The following is a 21816-nucleotide window of genomic DNA, read 5'->3' as shown; positions in this document are numbered from 1 at the left end:
AATTCCTAAAATAAGATTTTTTTATACAGCTAATTTTTGATTTCTTAGTAGTATTTGGCAGTGTTTCTTAAGCGGCTTGCGTTTAACAGTCTAACAGTCAAATCATGAAAATAGAGATAAGAAATATGAAAAATTTGGTGATTGATTAGAATAGCCTATATGTAGATATATGAAGTAAGTCTACAAAATATATTCTGTTTTGGCTTTTTCTTCAAATTAGCTTAAATCGCTGACAAAGCCGTATAATTTTGGTTGTGAAAATTATTTTTTAAATTCCTCTCCCCTATAACCAGGCGATCGCTAAAAATATAAATACTTCAGCACACATATAGGAAGGGATGAAAAAATTTAAGTATTGTATTGGATTGAAAGTAGGTTGGGTTAAGCGCAGCGCAACCCAACGCTGCCAATAATGATGTTGGGTTTCCTTCCCTCAACCCAAACTACAATTTTTTGCATCACTTTAAGCTTGCTAAACACGCCATGATTAAGGCTGTCAAGGATGCAGATATCAAAATTGATGTCGTTAGTTTTCCCTAACTTACGCGTAATTACTGGTACATATTATACTATTATTTGGGTAAACTAAGAGAATTACTAATACATTTGTATTGACAGACTTGTAGCTGACCACAGTAGAGGGGTATATTAGATGATTAATACCAGTTACGACTTTGACCAGGCTATTCTACCTACTGGCTCTTCATTAAAGACTAATATTCTGCTTCGTTTTCGGGCTGCTATTGCAGAATCTCCCCGACGTAACCTGAATCTTTCCTTGGTAATTGACCGTTCCGGCTCTATGGCGGGTGGTGCTTTGCATCACGCACTCAAAGCGGCTGAGTCGGTGGTTGATCAGCTGGAGTCCAATGATATTCTCTCTGTGGTGGTTTACGATGATGAAGTGGATACCGTCATACCACCCCAGCCGGTAACTGATAAACCTGAACTGAAAAAATCCATTCGCAAAGTTAGAGCCGGCGGTATTACTAATTTATCTGGGGGTTGGTTGAAAGGTTGCGAATATGTCAAGGCGCAACTTGACCCCCAAAAAGTCAATCGTGTGCTTTTACTTACCGATGGTCACGCCAATATGGGTATTGTAGACCCCAAAGTACTGACGGCGACTTCGGGAAAAAAAGCTGAAGAAGGTATAACTACAACTACATTGGGATTTGCTCAAGGTTTCAATGAAGATTTGTTAATTGGAATGGCGAGAGCCGCCAATGGTAATTTCTACTTTATCCAAAGCATTGATGAAGCTACGGAAGTATTTAGTATTGAGTTAGACAGTCTCAGAGCCGTGGTTGGTCAAAATCTGACAGTAACTCTGGAATTAGCTGATGGTGTCAAGCTTGTAGATACTTTGAGTCTGGCGACAGTTAATCACAATGATGCTGGTCAAACTGTGATTAATTTGGGCGAGCTTTATGAAGGGGAAGATAAACTTTTGGGGTTGAGTTTAGAGATATCCTCAGCGAACCTCGGCGATTTACCTGTGATGAAGTTGCATTATAGCGCTGATGTTGTGCAAGATAACCTGATTTCAAGTGTTTCAGGTACAACCGATGTGATTGCTAAAGTTGGTACTATCGAGGAATCTGCTGCTGCGTCTTCGAGTGGTGTGATTCTGGAACTTAGTCGCCTGACCATTGCGAAAGCCAAGGAAATCGCCCTTGATTTAGCTGAACATGGTAAACATGAAAAAGCTGAACAAATCCTGCGGGTATTAATTAAAGACCTTAAGGATAAAGGGTTAAATGAAAATTTTGAAATTGCGGAAGAGATAGAGCAGCTAGAGTATTTCGCTGGTAGAATTGCTCAAAAAGCTTTGGGTAATGCGGGACGTAAAGAACTGCGAGATCAAAGTTACCAGACAATGACGCGCAATCGCAGCGATTTGGCGGGTCGTGGTATCACTGCTGGCGATGAAGTCTATGCAATGCCGGTGGTGAATGAAGTTGGTTCTGGGGTAGAACTACAATGTGTTCGAGAAGGTGGTAAATTGCGGGTCAAAGTTGTCTCTGAGGGTTACGATAATAGTAAAAATGTCCAGTTTCCGCGAGCAATACGGGCTGAGGGCGCACATTATATTGTAGAAGGATTGGAACTTTCAAGCGATCGCACTTTCTACCGTGTCCAGGGAGACATCACTCGTTTTGCTCAAGCAGGTGTTGAAGATACCTTTGTCAACAGTAGAAATACACAACGAGTTAGCACAGGTAAAGCTTCTAAAGGTCCCGCCAGTGCTGCTGACTTGGAAACAACTGATACTGTTGATCATCAGGTTTTAGTGCAGTGTGTCAAAGATGGTAGTAAGCTCAGAGCCAGGGTGGTTTCTGATGGTTATGAATCAGATTGGAATATGCGCTTTCCTCGTTCGGTACGGGAAGAAGGAATGCTTTACGTTGTTGATGAAGTGAAAACAGCACCTGATGGTAAATCTTATATTGCTTGTGGTGAAATTAAACGTTTTGTGCAACCCATTTAAGAGGCAGAGGGGCAGGGTGCAGGGTGCAGGGGGGAAGAGTTTAGCTAGTAGGGTGGGTTAGCGATAGCGTAACCCACCATTAATTATGACTAGATATTTTTGAGCTTATGCTTCAATTAATGGATGATAATCATCTGGGTTGTTAAAACCTGCAATCCAGGCTGCTGCTTGATGACAGGTTCTCATGTTGGGGGGAACGCGTAAAACATGAATGTGTCCTGTGGAGGGACAAGTGACTTTTAATACCATTAATGGTTCATCGTCTTCAAAGGGGATGTATACAAGTTGACGTTCTCCACCAGCATCTTGATCGCGATCGCGAACCAAACCTCCCACTTGCTGCAATAATGTTTCATATCCCAAACGCTCAATTAACACACGGCGTAATTCTACATTCTCAATGTTAAGGACATCTTGCCCTGTGATAGAATCTGATGCAAAAGCAATCTGATCATTTACCTGCACACCTCGCCAGCGCAAAACGAAACCATGTCCCGCAGGTAAATTCGTAATTCCGCTATTAGCTAACTCAATCCCATGAGTGACGTGTAAACCTGGGGGAAGGGTAGTTAAATTTATACAGTCGCTGATATCTAAACTTTCACAGGTGAGATTTTCCGGTAAATTGTAAATATCTGATGCGCCGCTTAAATTCAAATTACCCAAGACACGCATCCCATCCCAGGCGTGATGTGCCAAAATGAGTTTTCTGGCAGTTTCAGGCGACACAGGCTCATGGCTGGCTTGAGAGTGCTGTTTAATGGGCTTTTTGGGGATACGACCCTTGGACATCAAATTTAGCATTAGTCCTCTACCTCTACATAAGCATCAGGACGGTATTCCCGTTGTTTCCAAACTCGGTAAAGTCCCTGGGGTAATTCAATGGCTCGATGTTCTTCATGAATTAAGGTAGCACTTACTGCTTTAACTTCCAGAAATAACTCACTACCATTTACCCACAATTGTACAGCCTGGGTTTGCTGAATGCGGTGGCTATGTCCGGTAACTTCACCGTGTGCGAGGGTAGCACCTGTCCGCTTTTGCACACCTATGGGTAAAGCCGGAATTTTGCTGATGAGAACGTCGCCATGTCTGTAAAGCATATCAGTTTGGGAATTTATTTCACGCAGAGGCGCAGAGAGTTGGAGAGTTTGTTTGACATTACATTTATACTCGCTTAAGTTTAAACAAACAAGCTAAATTACATACGTGAAATTACGTGATTATGAATAATCCAGATTTTTTCAATGATGAACTTCTCGAAAAATTCATTGAAACATTTTATGGCTACGGTAATTTGCAAGGAAAGTATTGGTTTATCGGAATGGAAGAATCAGGACAAGACTTTAAAGACATTAATAACAGAATAAATATATGGGATGATAGAAAACAGAAGGAAATAGAAGATGTTGCAGAATATCATATAGCTCTCGGATATGAGGAAAGTTTTAAACCAGGTGCAAAATTACAACCAACATGGAATAAATTAATTCGCATTGTATTAAGTTCCAAAGGAAATGAAAATAATATTAATACAGAAGATGTTCTTACATATCAAATAAATGAATTAGGTAGAATAGGTAAAGAAACTTGTTTATTAGAATTATTGCCTTTACCGTCACCATCTCTCAAGCATTGGATATATAAGGATCATTCTCGGCTGAGTTATTTATCGGATAGAGTTCATTATGAAAAGCATTGTCTAGAAACCCGCATCAATAAAATTAGCGAGAAAATCAAAGAACATCAACCTAAAGCAGTTGTGTTTTATGGAACTGGATATGAATATTTTTGGAGAAAAATCACACAACAAATAACAGACGTTGAATTTTTACCAACTTCAGAAGGTTTCTTAACCTGTAGAAACAGTCAAACCGTATTTGTGATATCTCAACATCCTGTAGCCTTCCGTGCAACAAACGAATATTTCCATAACATTGGTAAATTAATAGCTGCTAACCCAACGTAAAATCCTAACTTCTCTTACTCTCTGCGCCTCTGCGTCTCTGCGTGATAAAAATCATTTATTAAACCACTCCACAACACCCTCAGCCAAAACCCTCGCTAACCTCCTTTGTTCCTGAACATCCATCGCTAACTCAAAATCTTCAGGGTTACTCATAAAACCCAACTCCAATAAAACCGATGGCGCAGTGTGGGGACGAGTCAGCGCTAAATTATTCCAATACACCCCAAAAGAAGACCTACCTAAATTTTGCACTAAGCGATTTTGTAGCAACACAGCTAAACTGTGCGCTTGGGGATGATACCAATAACTGCTAACTCCCTTGGTATTTTCCGCATCATCATCATCAGCCAAAAATCGATAATGAAAAGTCAGTGCGATGCCTACGGCGGGCGAAGCCATCGCAGGTTGATTTTGATCTATCATTTTCTGACGGGCTACTAAAGACAAATTCCGGTCATCTTCTCTAGCCATTACAACTGTTGCACCTCGTCGCTGCAATTCATCCCGCAACAGTTTTGTAACTACCAAATTTAAATCTTTCGCTAAATATCCCGTCGGTCCTGCTGCGCCTAATTCTTCACCACCATGTCCGGCGTTCAGCAGAATCTTTACCCCAGATAAAGGTTGTGTTTGTCTGCGGGGAACAACCGGAGGATGACGCAAACTCAAAACTAAGCTTGTATTTCGGTATTGCAGGTTATATCCCCACTGTTGGTTTGTTTTGAGGTTAAAAGTATATTGCACCTTGCCAGGAGCTATTTGCTGCCAATTTAGACGAGAAATTAAAGGGTTATCATCTAGGCGAATTGTGTCTGTTTGGGCTGTGGTGTTATGCAAAGTCAGGGTAAATGTTTTATCACCCTGTTCGACACTTACAGGGACAGGAACTTGCAAAGGAAAAACTATCTCTGTCTCTGTCGGTAATTCCCGTGATATTATGCTGCGAATCTTCGAGTGTGGTGGAATTGCGCCTGGAATAATCCGAGTTTCTTGACTATGAATCCAGCCTCCATAGTCTAAACGTAACCAATCACCTTCTTTACCTGTAACAGATGCTCTCACACCTTGGGGTAAAGGCGTTAACCGTGAATCAGTGGTACTAGGGCCTGTGCGCGCCACACCAGCTTCGGCTATGATTTCGACTACTGGGAGTTTAGCTGGTGACAGGGTTTGAATCTTACCAGAACTGACTTGAGTTATTGTCTCGCCATTGAGAGTAAGTTGAAATTCCGGTTTTCCCCCTGCTTCTAATCTTCCTAATGTAGTGCATCCCTGATATTTACCTGTGACAGTTTGAGTGATGGGTCGATTTTTACCATCTATATATATGGCTGAATTACTGGGTAGAGATATTTGTTTTGGTTGCGGTGATAGTTTAACAGTTTGCTCTCCCAATCTTACGTTTAAATTAGCATTGGGAGAGGCAATTGCACTAAAACAAATCTTTTCTCCTGCTAAACGGGAAATATCAACTTTGGGAGTTAGTGAATCTTCGACAAAGGCTAATCCTTGGGGTATTTTCGGCTGATTATCAACCCTAGTTACCTGCATCTGAATTTCTTGATTTTGGTAACGGACAGTAAACAGATTTTCTCCCACATCCAAGGGAAAGCTAGGGGCGAAATGTCCAGATTTGCTGCGCTTAATTGGTTGATTATTTATTAAAACTTGTCCCGTTGGTGGTGCAGTTCCCAGGAGAAATATTTTATCTGTATTAGTTTGGTGATTCGCTGGCGGATAAACCACCTTGAGCGTGTTTTCTTGCGCCCAAGCTAGCCGGGGAGTTGTGAGGGAACCGAGAATGATGAATCCAATAAGCGATCGCATGATGGAAATGTTTTGTTGGGTAAGCCTTCTCGGTGGGTTGCGACGGTACAAACCTTTTCAAGAAAATATACATAGTCGCCGTCTAACCCACCCTACTTCTAAATACTGGTTTTAAACCACTCAACAACACCATCAGCCAAGGCTTTTGCTAATTTTTTCTGTTCTTGGGGATTTGTCAGCCATTCAAATTCTTGGGGGTTAATCATAAAACCCAATTCCAATAAAACTGATGGCGCAGAATGGGGACGTGTGAGGGCGAGATTGTTCCAAAATACGCCATAAGAAGGTCTATTTAATTTTTTCACGAGATAATTGTGCATAAATATAGCTAGGCTATGAGCTTGGGGATGATACCAGAAAGTGCCAATTCCCTTGGTATTCTCCGCATCACCACTATCAGGTAAAGCATTGTAATGTATGGAAAGTGCGATCGCTGGTTCTTCTCGATCTATCATGGCCATGCGATCGCCTAAAGAAACTTCAATATCAGTGTCCCTAGTCATCACTACTGTGGCCCCTAGTTTCACCAATTCATCGCGGAATAACTTGGAGACAACTAAATTGACTTCTTTTTCTGGATATCCATTCGGCCCCACTGCACCTGATTCTTTGCCACCATGTCCGGGATCGAGTAAAATCTTCGTACCAGTTAGGGGTCTTCGTCTTTCCCGTCCCATCGTGGGTGGATGACGCAAAGCTAACGTCAGGGTTGTATCGTCGTATCTCAGCTTATACCCCCACTGTTGAGAAGTTTTTAGGTTAAAGGTGTATCGTGCCTGCCCTGGAGTCACCTGTTGCCAATCTAGACGAGAAATTAAAGGGTCATCATCTAAACGAATTGTGTCTGTTTGGGCTGTAGTGTTGTAAAGTGTGAGAGTGAAATTATTATCGCTCTGTTGTACACTCACAGGGACAGGAACTTGTAGGGGGAAAACCATTTCTGTGGCACTAGGAAGTCGCCGATATCCGACACTGCGAATAGTTGTGCGTGGCGGAATAGCACCGGGTAAAACGCGAGTTTCCCTACTATTAATCCAACCGCCATAGTCTAAGCGCAACCATTCACCGTCACGACCTGTAATTAATGCCTGTGTGCCTTTGGGGAGTGGGGTGAGTCGGGAATAATCGGTGCTGGGGCCTGTGCGTGCTACACCTGCATCTGCTACTACCTCAGCAACTTCTAAGTTCGCAGGTGAGAGAATTTGAATTTTGCCAGTTCCTGGTTGAGTTATCGTCTCGCCGTTGAGTGTTAGTTTAAATTCCGGTTTCCCCAAATCTATGGTTTTACTGCTATCTGGGGTAACAACATCATCTCTGGTGTTGTTACCGTAGATGAGGGAACCAGCTTGTTCAAGTGTCGTGCAACCTTCATACTTTCCTGGGATAAACTCAGCAGTAGGCTGGTTATTTCCGGTAAGGGCAGCCGAATTACTTGGTAGACTTACTTGCTGAGGTTGGGGTGCAAGAGAAATAGTTTTATTTGCCAGATTGACAGATACACTGGCATTAGGGGGTGCAATGGCGCTAAAACAAATTAATTCTCCCGGTAGTCTGGCTATATCGGCTGCTGGAATCAGAGAATCTTTGGCAAAGCCTAATTCTTGAGGTAACTCAGGCTGAGTGGAAAGCCTTGTAACTTGAATTTTTAGTTCTTGATTTTGGTGGCGGACAGTAAAGAGATTTTCTCCTAACTGTAGAGGAAAACTTGGAGCAAAATGGCCTGCTTGACTGCGGTTAATTGGCTTACCATTGATGAGAACCTGTCCATCTGGTGGTGCTGTGCCAATCAAGAATATTTTTTCTGCCCTTGTCTGGTGGTTGTTTGGAGGATAGACAACCAAAAATGATGATACTGCCAATGCTACGACAGAGGAGGTAACAATAAACCCTAATATTAGTAATCCTAGAAGTTTTTTCACGACAACAGCACAAAAGATTTCACCACAGAAACTGTGGCACAATAACGGGATGTTTTTTGAGAAGTTGCTAAAAATTCAAAATACTATACTATGACTAAATTTATTTTTGTAACTGGAGGTGTAGTTTCCAGTATTGGCAAGGGCATTGTAGCAGCAAGTCTAGGACGTTTACTCAAATCGCGAGATTATTCGGTGTCGATTTTGAAACTCGACCCTTATATTAATATCGATCCAGGTACAATGAGTCCTTTTCAGCATGGAGAAGTTTTTGTTACCGAAGATGGTGCGGAAACAGATTTAGACTTGGGACATTACGAACGTTTTACTGATACCTCAATGTCGCGTTTGAACAGTGTTACCACTGGCTCAATTTACCAAGCGGTAATTAATAAGGAGCGACGTGGAGATTATAATGGCGGTACTGTCCAGGTTATCCCCCATATTACCAACGAAATTAAAGAACGGATTCTGAGTGTTGCTCAAGAGACTAATCCCTCTGTGTTAATTACGGAAATTGGTGGTACGGTGGGGGATATTGAATCACTACCATTTTTAGAAGCCATTCGTCAGTTACGTAAGGAAGTGGGACGGCAAAATGTATTGTATATGCACGTTACCCTCATTCCTTGGATAGCGTCGGCTGGGGAAATGAAAACTAAGCCAACGCAGCATTCTGTGAAAGAATTGAGATCAATTGGCATTCAACCAGATATTTTAGTCTGTCGGTGCGATCGCGCCATACCTCTGGGCTTAAAACGCAAGTTATCAGAATTTTGCGATGTTCCCCAAGAATGTGTAATCACCGCCCAAGATGCCAGCAGTATCTATGAAGTACCGTTAATTGTAGAACGGGAAGGACTGGCAGAGCAAGTCTTAGATTTGCTGCAAATGGAACAACGCCAACCGAATTTGGTGCAATGGCAAACAATGGTAGAACGCTTATACAGTCCTAAGTATACTGTAGAAATTGCCATTGTTGGGAAATATGTGCGGTTAAGTGATGCTTATCTGTCTGTTGTCGAGGCGTTGCGTCATGCGGCTATTTCTACTTATGGGGATTTACGTTTACGGTGGGTGAACTCCGAAGATATAGAAAACGAATCACCCGAAACTTATTTGGCCGGCGTTGATGGTATTTTAGTCCCTGGAGGTTTCGGTGTGCGGGGGGTAGACGGTAAAATTGCAGCCATTAAATATGCTCGCGATCGCCAAATCCCCTTCTTAGGTTTATGCTTAGGAATGCAATGTTCCGTAATTGAATGGGCGAGAAATGTAGAAGGATTAGTTGATGCTAATAGTTCTGAATTTGATTCGGACACTAAGTATCCAGTAATTAACCTGTTACCAGAACAGCAAGATGTGGTTGATTTGGGCGGAACCATGCGATTAGGACTCTATCCTTGTCATCTTGTTCCTAACACTATGGCTGCTAATCTTTATCAAACAGAAGTAGTTAATGAACGTCATCGCCATCGCTATGAATTTAACAATAATTACCGTAATATGTTGTTAGAATCTGGTTATGTGATCAGTGGAACTTCCCCCGATGGACGTTTAGTAGAAATCGTCGAATTTCCCCAGCATCCATTCTTTTTATCTTGTCAATTTCATCCAGAGTTTCATTCGCGTCCTAGCACTCCTCATCCTTTATTTAAAGGATTTATGGCAGCTGCAATTAACCGGACTCACCCTATGTCTAACTTACCAACACCAGTAGAGGTTTCTTAAACAATTCAAAACTCAAGAAAATCATTTTTTTGAGTTTTGAATGAGTACTCAGCAACATTAACTTAGGATTGGAGGATAATTTCCGTTATATATATAGGGTGCATCATTATAAACTTCAAACTTCAGGAGATGTTGTGGCGTACTGGGTGAAAATCCTTTACGATAGGAGAAAGTATATAGTCAATCTTGACCGTGTGAATGCTTTTTGTTATGAAAAGAACGGCAGGGTAACTTTTTGGTTGCCTGATTGTGCTATTCCTATTGTGCTGAATCCGCAGACTAATTTAGAAGACTATCAGAAACTTCTAGAATATTTAGAATTTGTGACCGGCTTAGAACTAGAAAATGCCCAGTGGGTAAAAATAATTTATGAGCAAAATGAATATATAGTTAACCTCACCTGTATCAGTTCTTTTTGTCAAGAAGCTAATGGCAGGATAACATTTTGGTTACCTGATGGTACTATCCCCATTATTATCAATCCCGCCAGTAATCCCGAATCCTATGAAAAAGTTTTAAACTTTGTGCAAAAATCAACCGGGTATTCTTTTTCTTGAAGCCGGAAAATAAAACCTTTGTAGAGACGCGATTCATCACGTCTTGATATATTCATTTTTCAGATGCACAATCTCTCTCTCTTGTCAAGCCATCAATAGCATCACCCAAAGCTGTAGTGAGGTTATTACGGGTTAGGGAGTGATTCTCTTGTTCAGTTTTTAAGGCTTGCAATAGGCGATCGCGTTCTTTCATAATTGCAATTAGTTTACCTTGCAACTCTTCCAATGATTGGATTTGTTGAATTTCTGCGTGGGCGGCTGTGCTGGCTTTCCCATCAATGAGTATACCTGATTCCAGTCCATTGAGTTGGTGGATCTCTGTCTTCAGAGAAGCGATCGCCTGTTGGGCTAAATTCGCATCTGTCCGACGTTGTTCAGCTTCAGTATTATAAAGCTTACGCCATTTTTCAGCGCTTTCCCAAGCCATATCGCGATCGCGTTGCTGTTCTGAGAGTTGTTGCTTGAGGACTTGGATTTCGGCTAACCACTGTTGGGTTAAATCAGTGGTTTTATCAATATTTTCCGACATATTAATGCTCTTTTATATACTTTTAATATACCCAATTTAAGTATAATTTAGCTAGGCGATCGCATTAAATAATTGCAACGCCGTGCTAGAGGGAATCACATCCAGCCGCAACCAGTAAAGAATTAAAGATTTTTTCATCTGAGGATGATTTGCAGAGCAAACAAGGGATAAATAAAGATAGTTCTATCTAAGTGACCATTCTCTTAGTTACTCTATGACCTACTGTCTCAGAATTGCCGATATCCCCACGGATGAGCGTCCGCGTGAGCGTTTAATGACCCACGGCCCCAAAATTTTAGCCACAGCTGAGTTAATTGCAATTCTGTTAGGGACTGGTCAAGGGCCGGGAAAACTTTCAGCCGTGGGTTTAGGGCAGTATTTATTACAGGAACTTAGTAAACACCAACGTGACCCCTTAGCTGTCCTTCGAGAAGTCACCCCGGCGGAATTAATGCAAATTCCCGGTATTGGCCCAGCAAAAGCCACAACCATATTAGCCGCAATTGAACTGGGGAAACGTGCCTTTCAATTTCGTCCCTCAGACAGTACACCCATTGATAACCCCATTGTAGCTGCGGCTGCCCTTAGTCAAGACCTGATGTGGCAAAGTCAAGAGCGTTTTGCAGTGCTGCTATTAGATGTCAAAAATCGCTTATTGGGAACCCAAGTAATTACCATTGGGACTGCCACAGAAACCTTAGCATCTCCCCGTGATATATTTCGAGAAATCATTCGTCAAGGAGCAACAAGGGCAATTATTGCTCATAATCACCCTTCAGGTAACGTAGAACCTAGCGAAGAAGATATAGAATTAACGCGTCAATTGTTAGCAGGGGCGCAGCTTTTGGGCATCCCGTTATTAGATCATTTAATTCTGGGTAATGGTAATCACCAAAGTTTACGTGAAACTACAAAGTTATGGGATGAATCTCCCCAAGCTGATTGATGGTTTGTAGTCAGGACTTTAGTCCTCTCTACAAACTCAATTAACAGGTTGAATGGTGATGCGGATAAACAGATTACTCAACTCTGGTCTTGTGCCATCGTTATTCTGTGCTGGCAAAAACCGATCATTGATGAAAAAATTGTTGACAACTTGCTCATATAAGCTTCTTTTATCTTGTAATCTCGCTGGTTCTATTTCTAAAACTTGAGCTTGTTGAAAGTTGCCATTTTGATCAATTACTAAGCTAGCTAGTAACTGTACCGGCTCAATTGCCGAATCCCCAGGAATATAGCTTAACTCTAAATTTTTGGTATTATTTCCCTTGTGTACAGCGAGAACATCGGGTAGACCATCTGGCCTGATTCTACCCTCTAGAATTAATTGATCTACTTCAGTTTTATTTACTGGAGTAAATGTCACCCTCACTCCTGTCTCTGTGGGAGTGTTGGCAGTTGCGCCGGTGGGTGTAGGTAAAGCTTCCTCTTCGGGAGTGTTGGCAGTTTCGCCGGTGGGTGTAGGTAAAGCTTCCTCTTCGGGAGTGTTGGCAGTTGCGCCGGTGGGTGTAGGTAAAGCTTCCTCTTCGGGAGTGTTGGCAGTTTCGCCGGTGGGTGTAGGTAAAGCTTCCTCTTCGGGAGTGTTAGCAGTTTCGCCGGTGGGTGTGGGTAAAGCCTCCTCTTCCAGAATGCGTGCCGTTTCGGCTTGTTCAGCTTCAGAAAGTTTTGGTAGTTCGGAAGAAATAGATGGAATATCGCTTGGTAGTGCCTGTCCTTGCCCTAGTACAACTTCCTGACGACGGTTCCAAGGGAGATCCCCGACTGGAATTGTTGGTGTCGGCGTTGGTACTGGCGTTGGTACTGGTGTTGAAACGGTTTCTTCCGGCAAAACTGGAGTTTCAGGTGGAGAAGCTTCTATTGTGCTTTCACTTTCACGGAAGAGACTAGCATCAGAATTTATCGTTTCAGTGTCCTGATAACTAGGTGTAATTGGTGCAACAGAAGTTTCTGGTAAAGGCGCTGATGCAGACTCTTGAGCCGATATTGATGATTTCGGTGAGACTATTTCAGCTTCTAAGTTAGATTTATCTGGCGATTCTGCTGTGGGAGAAATTTCGATAAATTCAATAGGAACAATAGTTTGGTTTTGCTCAGGAAACCACGGTTTAAAGACATTAGATGAGCGCATAAACCAGAAAACCAGCAAATGCAAGGAAACGGAACTGATAGCGATCGCAATCCATAAACTTGGTGGATCTGTGTGTCGTCTCCGTTCATTGGCTGGGATTGGCGTTTTGTCAGTAACCGATGATGTCATATTTGAACCCAAGAATGATTCGGAAATTTTGCAGCATGAGCAATGAGCAAAATTCAGTTTCTATCTTAGCGACTAGCCATCATTTCTGGTGTAACAACAAAGGTGAGAACTGTTTCATCGATGCCTTTCAGTTTTAACGGACTACCTTTAGTAATTTCTTCTTCTTGTAAATAATCTGCCACAGCCGCAGAAACCAGAATAGTACCGGGAATAGCCGCAGCTTGTAACCTAGCAGCAATATTCACACTCGGACCAATAGCTGTATAGTCGGCACGTTCAGCACTACCAAACATCCCCACAACTGCTGTGCCTTGGTGGATACCACAGCGAAACTGTACGCCTGCATCTTCGTGATTTTCAAAGATACCTTGCTCTTGCCAGCGCTTGTTTAACTTAACTAGTGAGCGTTGCATGGCTCTGGCTGTACTGATAGCCCGACGTACTTGTTCGTTTGGAGTGAGTTCTTCTGGCGCTCCGTATAAAGCTAAAATGGCATCTCCCATAAATTTATCTACAGTACCACCATTACTAAACACAACTTTGGTCATGCTTTCTAAATATTCATTCAGCAACTCTGCCACTCGTCGGGATCTGAGAGTATTTGATAGCTGGGTAAAACCCACGATGTCACTAAATAAAACTGTAATCAAGCGTGGTTCTGGGCGCAAATCAAGAGTTAAAGTGCCGGCGGCGGCTCTTTTCACCAATACAGCCGGCAAAAACCGTTTAAGCACGGATTCTGTGAGGTAAGTATTTAGTTCTAAAACCCGTCGTTCATTGGCTTTCAATGCTAAAAGATTTCTCACTTCTGCCAGAAGTTCCCGATCATTAAATGGTTTTGCTAAATAAGCATCCGCGCCATGTTCTGTACTTTCAATGCGGGTTTCTTCATCGACTTTGGCTGTGAGTAAAATAATTGGTGTGCCTTTTAAATTATCCTGATCGCGAATCATCCCGATCATTTCTAATCCTGTCACCATCGGCATCATTAAATCAGTAACTATCAAGTTGGGTAAAATTTCTTGAGTTTTACTGAATCCTTCATAGCCGTTACGAGCCGTGACAACTCGATAACCGTTGCGGCGCAGTATATCAGATACATAGTTCCGCAAATCAGGATTGTCGTCTACAACCAAAATAGTGTGTAGTTTGTCTGAATCTGATAATAGGTTTTCTGTAATATTTTCAATATTTTCTGTGGTTGTTTCGATCAATTCTAAATCAGCTAATTCTACTTTGGCGCGAGCTGTATTTAATGCCAGAGGAGTTTCTACTACTTGCTCTATAGGTAAGTGAGAATTGCCCGTAACCAGCCAGAGAGTAAAAGTTGTACCTTTTCCATAAACTGAGTCTACAGTGACTTTGCCCCCATGCATTTCCACTAATTCTTTGACTAAAGCCAAACCTAGACCACTACCTTCATAGGAGCGATTTTCTGCACCTTCGGCTTGACGAAAGCGCTCAAATAGTTGGGGCATTTGTGCTTGAGGAATACCAATTCCTGTATCTTGTACTTGCAATTTGCAATGGCTATCTGTTAATTGCAACTTGACGGTGATTGTGCCACCTTCAGGAGTGAACTTCATAGCATTTGACAGCAGGTTGTACACTACTTTGTCAAATTTTTCCATGTCCAAGTAGACTTGAGGACATTCACTCATTTCAGTCTCTAGATACAGTCCCTTCTTTTCACCATAGGGACGGAATGATTCTACAATTTGGTTGACAAATTCGACTAAATCACAGGGATGGAAACTGGGTTGCATCTTGCCAGCATCGAGGCGTTGTAAATCTAGTAGTTGGTTTACCAGTCTTAATAGGCGGCGGGAGTTCCGCAGGGCGATCGCACTTTGTTGATTAGATAATCCTTCCCCAGCCGCTACCGCAGACTCTAAAGGCCCTTGAATTAAGGTAATGGGAGTGCGGAATTCATGGGAAATATTTTGGAAAAATTCGGTTTTTTGTTTATCTAGTTGTAACAAGCGCTCGGCTTGCTCACGAGTTTTTTGGTATAAGCGTGATTGCTGCACGGCGATCGCCGCTTGAGCTGCTACTGCTTGAGCTAGTTCAATATCGGATGCTAACCACTTACGTATTTTACTACCTTCTTGGAGAGTAATACTACCGTTACATTTCCCATCAGCCAGTAGGGGAACTACCATGAGCGATCGCGCTGGAATATCCAAAGGCAAATCGACATCTTTAATTTCTAAAGCACAATCGCTGATATCGTTAATTACTACTGGCTCCTGTGTCCGCAAAATTTCTTGCAGGATCGGACTCTTTTCAATCGGTGCTAGTGTTGCTGCTACCCGCTTGGCCAAGACATGACTGTTTACAACTGGCTTTTCAGGATTGAGAGAACTATTATACAAGCCCACACAATCGACAAACTCATCTTCCTCTCCCCATAAAGACAACATACAGCCATTAACTTCTAAGGCTTGTCCCAATTGTTGAGTAATAGCTGCAAATATATCTTGCGGATTTAAGCTAGAGCGAATCGCCGTTGTAATGGTATTAATTAAAGATTCTCTCTTTGCAAGGGCGCGTACCTGCTCGTAGGCATAAGATTGAGACAAAGCTAAGGCTGCCTGATCCACTACCATCAGTACCAGATGTATTTCATCCTTATCCCAGGATCGAGATTGAAAACACTGGTGTAAGGCCAAGACTGCCATCAATTCCTGTTGACAAATCAGGGGTACGATCAAACTAGAACAGATGTTCGCTGTAGCAAAAGCTTCAGATCGTTGATAAAGTTCGGATGTTTCCCCATGAATGCGCTGATCACCGGCTACATCGTAAATTACCTGAACTTCGCGAGTTTCCCAAACAGTGTGAGCTAGAACAGAGACGGGGGGTATGGGGGGATGGGAGGATGAGGAAACAACTTTCTGGTAGATGAATCCTTCATCTATCAATTGCCCATCTTGAAAGGGACGTAAGAGACAAACGTCCACCTCCAAAAGATCACCCACTGTATTCACAATTGTTTGTAAAATTTGCCGATAATCTAGGGCGCTGCGGATGGTATTTGTCACTGCATTCAGCAGTGATTCCCGGCGGAGGGTGCGTGTTAGTTCGCGGGTGCGGGCTTTAAGGACGTTATGGGTATCTAGCGCCTGTCGGACTACGGCTTTGAGTTCGTCCGATTCCCAAGGTTTGGTGACATATTTGAACACCTTACCAGAGTTAATTGCTTCAACTAGGTCTTCAACGTCAGTATAACCAGTTAAAATAATGCGAATAATATCTGGATATTGAGTTGCTGTCTGACTTAAAAATTCTGTACCACTCATGATCGGCATTCGCTGATCTGAGATGATCACAGAAACATCTCCTTCTTGCTCTAGCAAATCCAGTGCCGCCGGGCCAGAGATAGCTCTTAGCACCTGATAATCGCGACAAAAAGTGCGGTAGAGCAAGTCAAGGTTGTCGGGTTCGTCGTCAACAACTAAAATTTTAGGCTTACTGTTTACTTGAGATTTCATGCACTGCTTTCCTGCAGCAACGGCAGTCGGATAAAGAATAATCGAAGTATTAGGTGGAAATGTTTCTGAGTCAGGTAAGAGCAGAGCATTTTGAGTAATAAAGCTATTTTGCTACATAAGTGCTGAATGTCAAAATATTTACTCACACTAATTAGACTCAATCGCTTGTGCAGATGGCCAATTGCTCTAGGGCAGTGCAATTTGCCGAGTTAGTCGTAGTGTGACAGAGTTAATCATCGGTTGCCAATTTTTTTTTATCTCCTGTCAGAACTGTCTCATAATAGATATAGCGTTCAAAACTGACTGCTAAAACCACGTTTAGCTACATATTTAAGTTTTCCCGTTGCAGCAGCTGCACTAACACGTGCAGGTAAATTTTATTTACGCTGGGAATGATATAGTAAGTGATCCTACAATCAATAATATTTTAAGGAAAAGTATAGTATAAGACACACAAATTTTCCCAACTTATAATTCGCATCGTAACTCAGATCAGTAGCAGTGGCATCTTTAATTTATTGTGGTTGACACGTAGCATATTTGACTCTAGCCAAGACCACAGGCGATCGCTTATCCTCCCGCCGCAAAAGTCCTCAACTATAGCATAATTTCCCAATTATTCTTGCCCAGATGATCACGAGGGAAAAATTTGCAGCCCCCAGAAATTTTATTGACAATAAACAAAATTTGTGTTATTTGCATCCTTAAAAAAAGATAATTTTGTAGTTGATTAAGTAAGAAAACGTAAATATTTACAGGTTAATAGTCACAAATTTACCCCTGGCTACGACATAGTTTGCTCAATTTAACATTATCTAACATTATTTAACACAGTTTAATTTATCAGCACCCTGATCAGGGTAAAACTTCGTAGCTTTAGCCATAAAACTGCCAATCTGACCAACTTACAGGTATTTTCAGGTAAATAGACCACACGGTAGGGGCGCAAGGCCTTGCGCCCCTACGACAGATGTGGTTCAAATACATGAAAACAGATGTAAGGATAGCGATCGCCAATTAGACGTGATGATGACTATCATCTTGCACAGTCCCACAATGATGACAGTGAGAGAGATACTTGTAAGTCAGATTATGGCAGTTTGGGCATTCAACATACTGGTAATATCCACAATGGGGACAGTATGTATCATGCGGCCGAATTTTTTTAGCACAGTTAATACAGCGTGAGTCTTGAACTCTTCTCACTGCTTGTGCTTTAGTATTCAAGATAACTTTTTGGAAAAGTTGGATAATTCCAAAACCCACAACTGGGATCAGTAAAATATAAACATAACTGATCAGGAATAGCAACCCACCTAAAAGAGTATTAAGAATATCAAAGATAAATGTAAATAATACACCAACTTGTAGAAATTCAAAGACTTTGAAAATTAGCGGCAGAAAAAAGATCACCAGCAAATGCCAACTAATCAGGGAGACTAGTCCATATTCTCTGCGTTGAGCAAAGTTGTGAACCGACAAGGCCACCAGAATCAGTGGAACAAGAAATAGGGACTGAAAAACTAGTTGGATACTTGGATACCAAAAAGACGCTTGCTGATAATTTGCTTTAACTTGATTAAAATCACTATCATCTTTCAGAAAGCTTAAAAAATTAATACTTTCCGGTTTAGCAAGCAGTTGATTTTTTAAACTAGAAATTTCTTGTTTCCGTATAGAAATTTGACGATTATTTTGGTCTAACTCTTGTTTAGCCTTTTCCGCACCGACTAGATTAATTGATTGTTCCCGCGACTGACCAGCAATTTTTTCTAAAAGTGTGGAGTCATATTGACTACGAATATTGCTATTGCTTTGTTCCAACTGAGCAATCTGACTTTGCTTCTGCTCAATATTTTGGATAATTTGCTGGTTTGGGGGGATATTAATCTGATCTTGATATTTAGCATACTGCAAGCACGTTGGCGAAACCTTACCCAGATGTCTCTCTTGAGTTTGTTGGTAAATTTGCTCTTGACTCAGTTCATTATATCTACCAGACAATGAACTTTGGATAATTTCGTAGTCTTTACCTGTAGTAGTTTGACTTTTGTAATTTTGCCATTGGGAATAACAGGGATAAGCCTGTGATGGGCTGATATACCATCTACTAATATCATCTAATCCTGTAAAAACATTGATTAATATAAAGATATCAATCACAATCAGGACAACCAAACTCACTTTATTGAGTGGTTCATTATTGATTTTTCTAGACTTATTAAAAAAATGACTCCAGAAACGGCGAATTTTGTTAAGCATATTGTTTTTTTATAGCTGCTCAATCAAAGTATGCAAGTAAAGAAAGACAACCTATCCCCAGTCATGTGGGAAAATTATCATTTCTACATCTAACGAAATAATTAGGGGAAAATAACTCTGTACTTTTATGGAGGGCAGACAAATTAGATACATCTCAAAACAGTCTAATCATCATACAATGTTCCCATTGTCTTGAGTAAGATAGAAATCCAGGTTAATTTATCAAAAAAGTTAAGTCCAGTAGGGTTTGTAAGCGCAAAGCGCAGGCTACGCCAACAAAAATCAAATAGTAGTCCTATATTTAGTCAATATATCAGACAGATGTCAATACACGTTGCTAAATACACATTGTTAACTATGCTTGCTGTAGCAAATATTACTATTGCCTGGAAAAAACATTTTAGAGATTGTCATACGCTGATGGGAAAAAACCAATAATCAAGTTTTGCATCTCTGCTGGTGATATGCAGATACATTGTCCCAGTTGTGCCAATCATCTCACCAACAGTCTAGCAAATTTTATTTGGTCGTAAAAATTATGTTAAAACAATATTTAGTCACATAAATCTGCATACAAATTTTGAATTTTTGTAAAAATATCCTGAAGTAGAAAATATTTAATCAAACTGTTTCAAGTGAAAAAATTAATGGGATTATCATTCTATAAATACCAAATTATGGGGATAGTAAGTTTATTAATGCTGGGTGAAAGTATGCTTTTGCCATTACCCAGTTACTCTACAACTTTATTAGCCCAATATAGTTTACCAACATCTACAACTTTGCTCAATCAAGGTTTACAGGCAATTCAGGCGGGAAGAATACCAGATGCGATCGCCGCTTTTCAGCAAGCAATTCAACTAGAGCCAAATTTGGCAGCAGCCCATTATAATTTAGGGTTAGCACTGCGACAAACAGGGCAATTAAAGCCGGCGGCTGATGCCTTTTATCAAGCCACACAAGCTGATCCCAAGTTTGCTCCCGCCTTTGCTAACTTAGGTGGAGCATTATTAGAAGGAAATAATTTACAGCAAGCAGTTGATTACTTAGAACGCGCCTTAGAACTGGAACCAAAGCTGGGTTTTGCCCACTATAACTTGGGATTAGCACGACAACAGCAACGAGATTGGGATAGAGCGATCGCATCTTTTAGAAAAGCTATGGAGTATAGTAAAAATGCCCCAGAAGCTCCTTATCATTTAGGAATGTCTTATCTCCAGCAAGGTAAAATTAATCAAGCTAGAGATGCTTTTCGCCAAGCAATTAAAATTAATCCCAAATATCCAGAAGCTCATTATAATCTGGGGACAATTTTGTTTAATCAAGGCAAACTAACAGAAGCATTAGCAGCTTTTAGACAATCAGCCGAAGCTAATGCTAATTATCCCAATGCTTATTATGGGGCTGGGTTGGTTTTTATGCAGCAGCAGCAGTATGCACAAGCAACGCAAGTTTTACAATATGCCAGGGATTTATACAATATTCAAGGTAATTCCCAATGGGCTAAAAATGCCGAACAATTGTTGCAACAGGCACAAAATTTAAATTACCAACCTCGCTGAGGCGCAATTTATTAATTTTACATATTATGAGATTAATAGGTGGAATAACTAGTATGGTCGGAACTTGACCAGATGGAAATAGAAAAGTAAATGTACAAGCGTTCCAAGAGTCGATTTTTATTTTGCGATCGCTGGCTGGATAGACACACAATTGTTCGCAACATGGAAGCTTTCCAAGACTTGATTGTGATTGTCTTGTGTTTGGGTTTGTTTGCCGTCATGCTGATCCAGTTGTGGGGCATATTTATGGACATCGTACAGTCACTAGATTATAAACTTGTGACGGCTAAAGTATTATTTGTGTTAATTTTGGTCGAGTTATTTCGGCTACTCATGGTCTACTTGCAAGAACATAGTATTTCAGTGGGGGTAGCAGTTGAAGTCACTATTGTATCACTCTTACGGGAAGTAGTAGTTCACGGAGTATTGGAGACTTCTTGGATTCAAACAGCAGCAATTTGTGGTTTGCTGCTTGTTTTGGCTACTCTACTACTTGTATGTGCCAAAATACCACACATGGATTGCATGAGTGCTAACACAAAATTTTGCCCTATTACCCATTTAGAAGGTATAGAAAGGCAAGATGAGCATGGATTCTAGAATTCGCATCAATATGACGATAATCGATTGTTTTTAGCTGAAAAAATCATCAACCACAGATGTAGAGGCTTTAGCTGACTTACTTATATCTATAGCCAAAATTTACCAGTAAAAAGGCTTTGACGCATCTGCTAGGTGGTAGATATTATCCAAAAACCAGGAAGTTTAAAACACCGTGTAAAAGTTCTTTTAGGCGTATCTTTTCCTACGCTTTTGGAGAGATGAATAAATCTTTGAGGATGAGTAAAAATTAATTAGTCACCTCAAGGAGAATAAAATTATGGCTACAGGTAACGGACAATCACAACAACCAATTAGCAACCTAGAGTATGACTTTATCACTGTACTGCACAATAAAGCGGAAGCAGTAAAAGCTTATGATTGCTACATCAAAGATGCACAGGAAATTAACTCTCAGCCCTGTGTAGAATTATTTCAAAAATTGCGACAATCGGAAGTAGAACAAGCGCAAGAAGTTCGCCACCATCTGCAACAAGTAATGCAGCACGGGAAAATGTAATAAAAAAGAACAGCGAACGCGTTTTCTACTTTAGTAGGTACTTGAACCCCACCCCAACCCCCTTCTCGCTTGCGAGGAGGGGTTGGGGAGAGGTTATCGAA

Annotated in this window: 16 protein-coding genes; 8 read left to right on the top strand and 8 right to left on the bottom strand. The window is 41.2% G+C overall.

Annotated elements, in window-relative coordinates; genetic code table 11:
* Nucleotides 1–652 precede the first annotated feature (652 nt).
* Entirely contained in the window at nucleotides 653–2491 is a 1839-nt protein-coding gene (locus ACM0OW_RS10225) for a vWA domain-containing protein (RefSeq protein ID WP_414549944.1), read from the top strand.
* Nucleotides 2492–2596: 105 nt separating this feature from the next.
* Here ACM0OW_RS10225 and ACM0OW_RS10220 read toward each other — a convergent pair whose 3' ends face one another.
* Both ACM0OW_RS10220 and ACM0OW_RS10215 read right to left on the bottom strand, forming a co-directional pair.
* Nucleotides 2597–3295 (bottom strand): DUF6745 domain-containing protein, encoded by a 699-nt coding sequence (locus ACM0OW_RS10220; RefSeq protein ID WP_414549943.1) that lies wholly within the window; start codon nucleotides 3293–3295, stop codon nucleotides 2597–2599.
* A complete protein-coding gene (locus tag ACM0OW_RS10215) occupies nucleotides 3295–3594 on the bottom strand; it encodes a hypothetical protein (protein ID WP_414549942.1) in 300 nt (99 codons plus the stop codon). The genes ACM0OW_RS10220 and ACM0OW_RS10215 overlap by 1 nt, the downstream gene beginning before the upstream one ends.
* 122 nt (nucleotides 3595–3716) lie before the next feature.
* On the opposite strand from ACM0OW_RS10215, the gene ACM0OW_RS10210 reads away from it, so the two are divergent.
* Nucleotides 3717–4460 (top strand): hypothetical protein, encoded by a 744-nt coding sequence (locus tag ACM0OW_RS10210; RefSeq protein ID WP_414549941.1) that lies wholly within the window; start codon nucleotides 3717–3719, stop codon nucleotides 4458–4460.
* A 51-nt stretch (nucleotides 4461–4511) separates the two neighbouring features.
* Here the strand turns inward: ACM0OW_RS10210 and ACM0OW_RS10205 are convergent, their stop codons facing one another.
* Entirely contained in the window at nucleotides 4512–6287 is a 1776-nt protein-coding gene (locus ACM0OW_RS10205) for an N-acetylmuramoyl-L-alanine amidase (RefSeq protein WP_414549940.1), read from the bottom strand.
* Nucleotides 6288–6385: 98 nt separating this feature from the next.
* The gene (locus ACM0OW_RS10200) at nucleotides 6386–8206 is read right to left on the bottom strand and encodes an N-acetylmuramoyl-L-alanine amidase (RefSeq protein WP_414549939.1); all 1821 of its coding nucleotides are present in this window, start codon (nucleotides 8204–8206) and stop codon (nucleotides 6386–6388) included.
* A 90-nt stretch (nucleotides 8207–8296) separates the two neighbouring features.
* On the opposite strand from ACM0OW_RS10200, the gene ACM0OW_RS10195 reads away from it, so the two are divergent.
* A complete protein-coding gene (locus tag ACM0OW_RS10195; protein WP_414549938.1) occupies nucleotides 8297–9934 on the top strand; it encodes a CTP synthase in 1638 nt (545 codons plus the stop codon).
* 134 nt (nucleotides 9935–10068) lie between these two features.
* Nucleotides 10069–10491, top strand: coding sequence for a hypothetical protein (locus ACM0OW_RS10190; RefSeq protein WP_414549937.1), 423 nt, complete (start codon nucleotides 10069–10071; stop codon nucleotides 10489–10491).
* Nucleotides 10492–10543: 52 nt separating this feature from the next.
* Here the strand turns inward: ACM0OW_RS10190 and ACM0OW_RS10185 are convergent, their stop codons facing one another.
* Nucleotides 10544–11020 carry a hypothetical protein gene (locus ACM0OW_RS10185; protein WP_414549936.1) on the bottom strand — a complete coding sequence of 159 codons (477 nt, stop codon included), beginning with the start codon at nucleotides 11018–11020 and terminating at the stop codon, nucleotides 10544–10546.
* A 214-nt stretch (nucleotides 11021–11234) separates the two neighbouring features.
* Here ACM0OW_RS10185 and radC point away from each other — a divergent pair, with 214 nt between their 5' ends.
* Complete coding sequence (gene radC / locus ACM0OW_RS10180; protein WP_414549935.1) at nucleotides 11235–11966, top strand: RadC family protein; 732 nt, start codon at nucleotides 11235–11237, stop codon at nucleotides 11964–11966.
* Between the two features lie 36 nt (nucleotides 11967–12002).
* On the opposite strand, the gene ACM0OW_RS10175 is transcribed toward radC, so the two are convergent.
* The 3 genes from ACM0OW_RS10175 to ACM0OW_RS10165 all read right to left on the bottom strand — a co-directional run bounded on the left by ACM0OW_RS10175 (nucleotide 12003) and on the right by ACM0OW_RS10165 (nucleotide 19033).
* A complete protein-coding gene (locus tag ACM0OW_RS10175) occupies nucleotides 12003–13277 on the bottom strand; it encodes a hypothetical protein (RefSeq protein ID WP_414549934.1) in 1275 nt (424 codons plus the stop codon).
* A 65-nt stretch (nucleotides 13278–13342) separates the two neighbouring features.
* Nucleotides 13343–16771, bottom strand: a complete 3429-nt coding sequence (locus tag ACM0OW_RS10170; protein ID WP_414549933.1) for a response regulator — start codon at nucleotides 16769–16771, stop codon at nucleotides 13343–13345.
* A 1017-nt stretch (nucleotides 16772–17788) separates the two neighbouring features.
* A complete protein-coding gene (locus ACM0OW_RS10165; protein ID WP_414549932.1) occupies nucleotides 17789–19033 on the bottom strand; it encodes a hypothetical protein in 1245 nt (414 codons plus the stop codon).
* Nucleotides 19034–19680: 647 nt separating this feature from the next.
* On the opposite strand from ACM0OW_RS10165, the gene ACM0OW_RS10160 reads away from it, so the two are divergent.
* The 3 genes from ACM0OW_RS10160 to ACM0OW_RS10150 all read left to right on the top strand — a co-directional run bounded on the left by ACM0OW_RS10160 (nucleotide 19681) and on the right by ACM0OW_RS10150 (nucleotide 21715).
* Nucleotides 19681–20595 carry a tetratricopeptide repeat protein gene (locus ACM0OW_RS10160; protein WP_414549931.1) on the top strand — a complete coding sequence of 305 codons (915 nt, stop codon included), beginning with the start codon at nucleotides 19681–19683 and terminating at the stop codon, nucleotides 20593–20595.
* A 90-nt stretch (nucleotides 20596–20685) separates the two neighbouring features.
* Nucleotides 20686–21195 carry a phosphate-starvation-inducible PsiE family protein gene (locus ACM0OW_RS10155; RefSeq protein WP_414549930.1) on the top strand — a complete coding sequence of 170 codons (510 nt, stop codon included), beginning with the start codon at nucleotides 20686–20688 and terminating at the stop codon, nucleotides 21193–21195.
* A 280-nt stretch (nucleotides 21196–21475) separates the two neighbouring features.
* Nucleotides 21476–21715: a hypothetical protein gene (locus ACM0OW_RS10150; RefSeq protein WP_414549929.1), complete on the top strand. Its 240-nt coding sequence runs from the start codon at nucleotides 21476–21478 to the stop codon at nucleotides 21713–21715.
* Nucleotides 21716–21816 lie beyond the last annotated feature (101 nt).

It is taken from the genome of Anabaena sp. CCY 0017 (assembly GCF_963920885.1).
Classification (GTDB): Bacteria; Cyanobacteriota; Cyanobacteriia; order Cyanobacteriales; family Nostocaceae; genus Nodularia.
This window is presented reverse-complemented; position numbering and strand designations above follow the sequence as displayed.

Excerpts from the sequence above, each read along its gene's own strand:
- radC (WP_414549935.1), top strand. The coding sequence starts at position 11,235 with ATGACCTACTGTCTCAGAATTGCCGATATCCCCACGGATGAGCGTCCG.
- ACM0OW_RS10210 (WP_414549941.1), top strand. The coding sequence starts at position 3,717 with ATGAATAATCCAGATTTTTTCAATGATGAACTTCTCGAAAAATTCATT.
- ACM0OW_RS10160 (WP_414549931.1), top strand. The coding sequence starts at position 19,681 with ATGGGATTATCATTCTATAAATACCAAATTATGGGGATAGTAAGTTTA.
- ACM0OW_RS10220 (WP_414549943.1), bottom strand. The coding sequence starts at position 3,295 with ATGCTAAATTTGATGTCCAAGGGTCGTATCCCCAAAAAGCCCATTAAA.
- ACM0OW_RS10225 (WP_414549944.1), top strand. The coding sequence starts at position 653 with ATGATTAATACCAGTTACGACTTTGACCAGGCTATTCTACCTACTGGC.
- ACM0OW_RS10215 (WP_414549942.1), bottom strand. The coding sequence starts at position 3,594 with ATGCTTTACAGACATGGCGACGTTCTCATCAGCAAAATTCCGGCTTTA.
- ACM0OW_RS10170 (WP_414549933.1), bottom strand. The coding sequence starts at position 16,771 with ATGAAATCTCAAGTAAACAGTAAGCCTAAAATTTTAGTTGTTGACGAC.
- ACM0OW_RS10185 (WP_414549936.1), bottom strand. The coding sequence starts at position 11,020 with ATGTCGGAAAATATTGATAAAACCACTGATTTAACCCAACAGTGGTTA.
- ACM0OW_RS10195 (WP_414549938.1), top strand. The coding sequence starts at position 8,297 with ATGACTAAATTTATTTTTGTAACTGGAGGTGTAGTTTCCAGTATTGGC.
- ACM0OW_RS10155 (WP_414549930.1), top strand. The coding sequence starts at position 20,686 with ATGTACAAGCGTTCCAAGAGTCGATTTTTATTTTGCGATCGCTGGCTG.
- ACM0OW_RS10165 (WP_414549932.1), bottom strand. The coding sequence starts at position 19,033 with ATGCTTAACAAAATTCGCCGTTTCTGGAGTCATTTTTTTAATAAGTCT.
- ACM0OW_RS10175 (WP_414549934.1), bottom strand. The coding sequence starts at position 13,277 with ATGACATCATCGGTTACTGACAAAACGCCAATCCCAGCCAATGAACGG.
- ACM0OW_RS10150 (WP_414549929.1), top strand. The coding sequence starts at position 21,476 with ATGGCTACAGGTAACGGACAATCACAACAACCAATTAGCAACCTAGAG.
- ACM0OW_RS10205 (WP_414549940.1), bottom strand. The coding sequence starts at position 6,287 with ATGCGATCGCTTATTGGATTCATCATTCTCGGTTCCCTCACAACTCCC.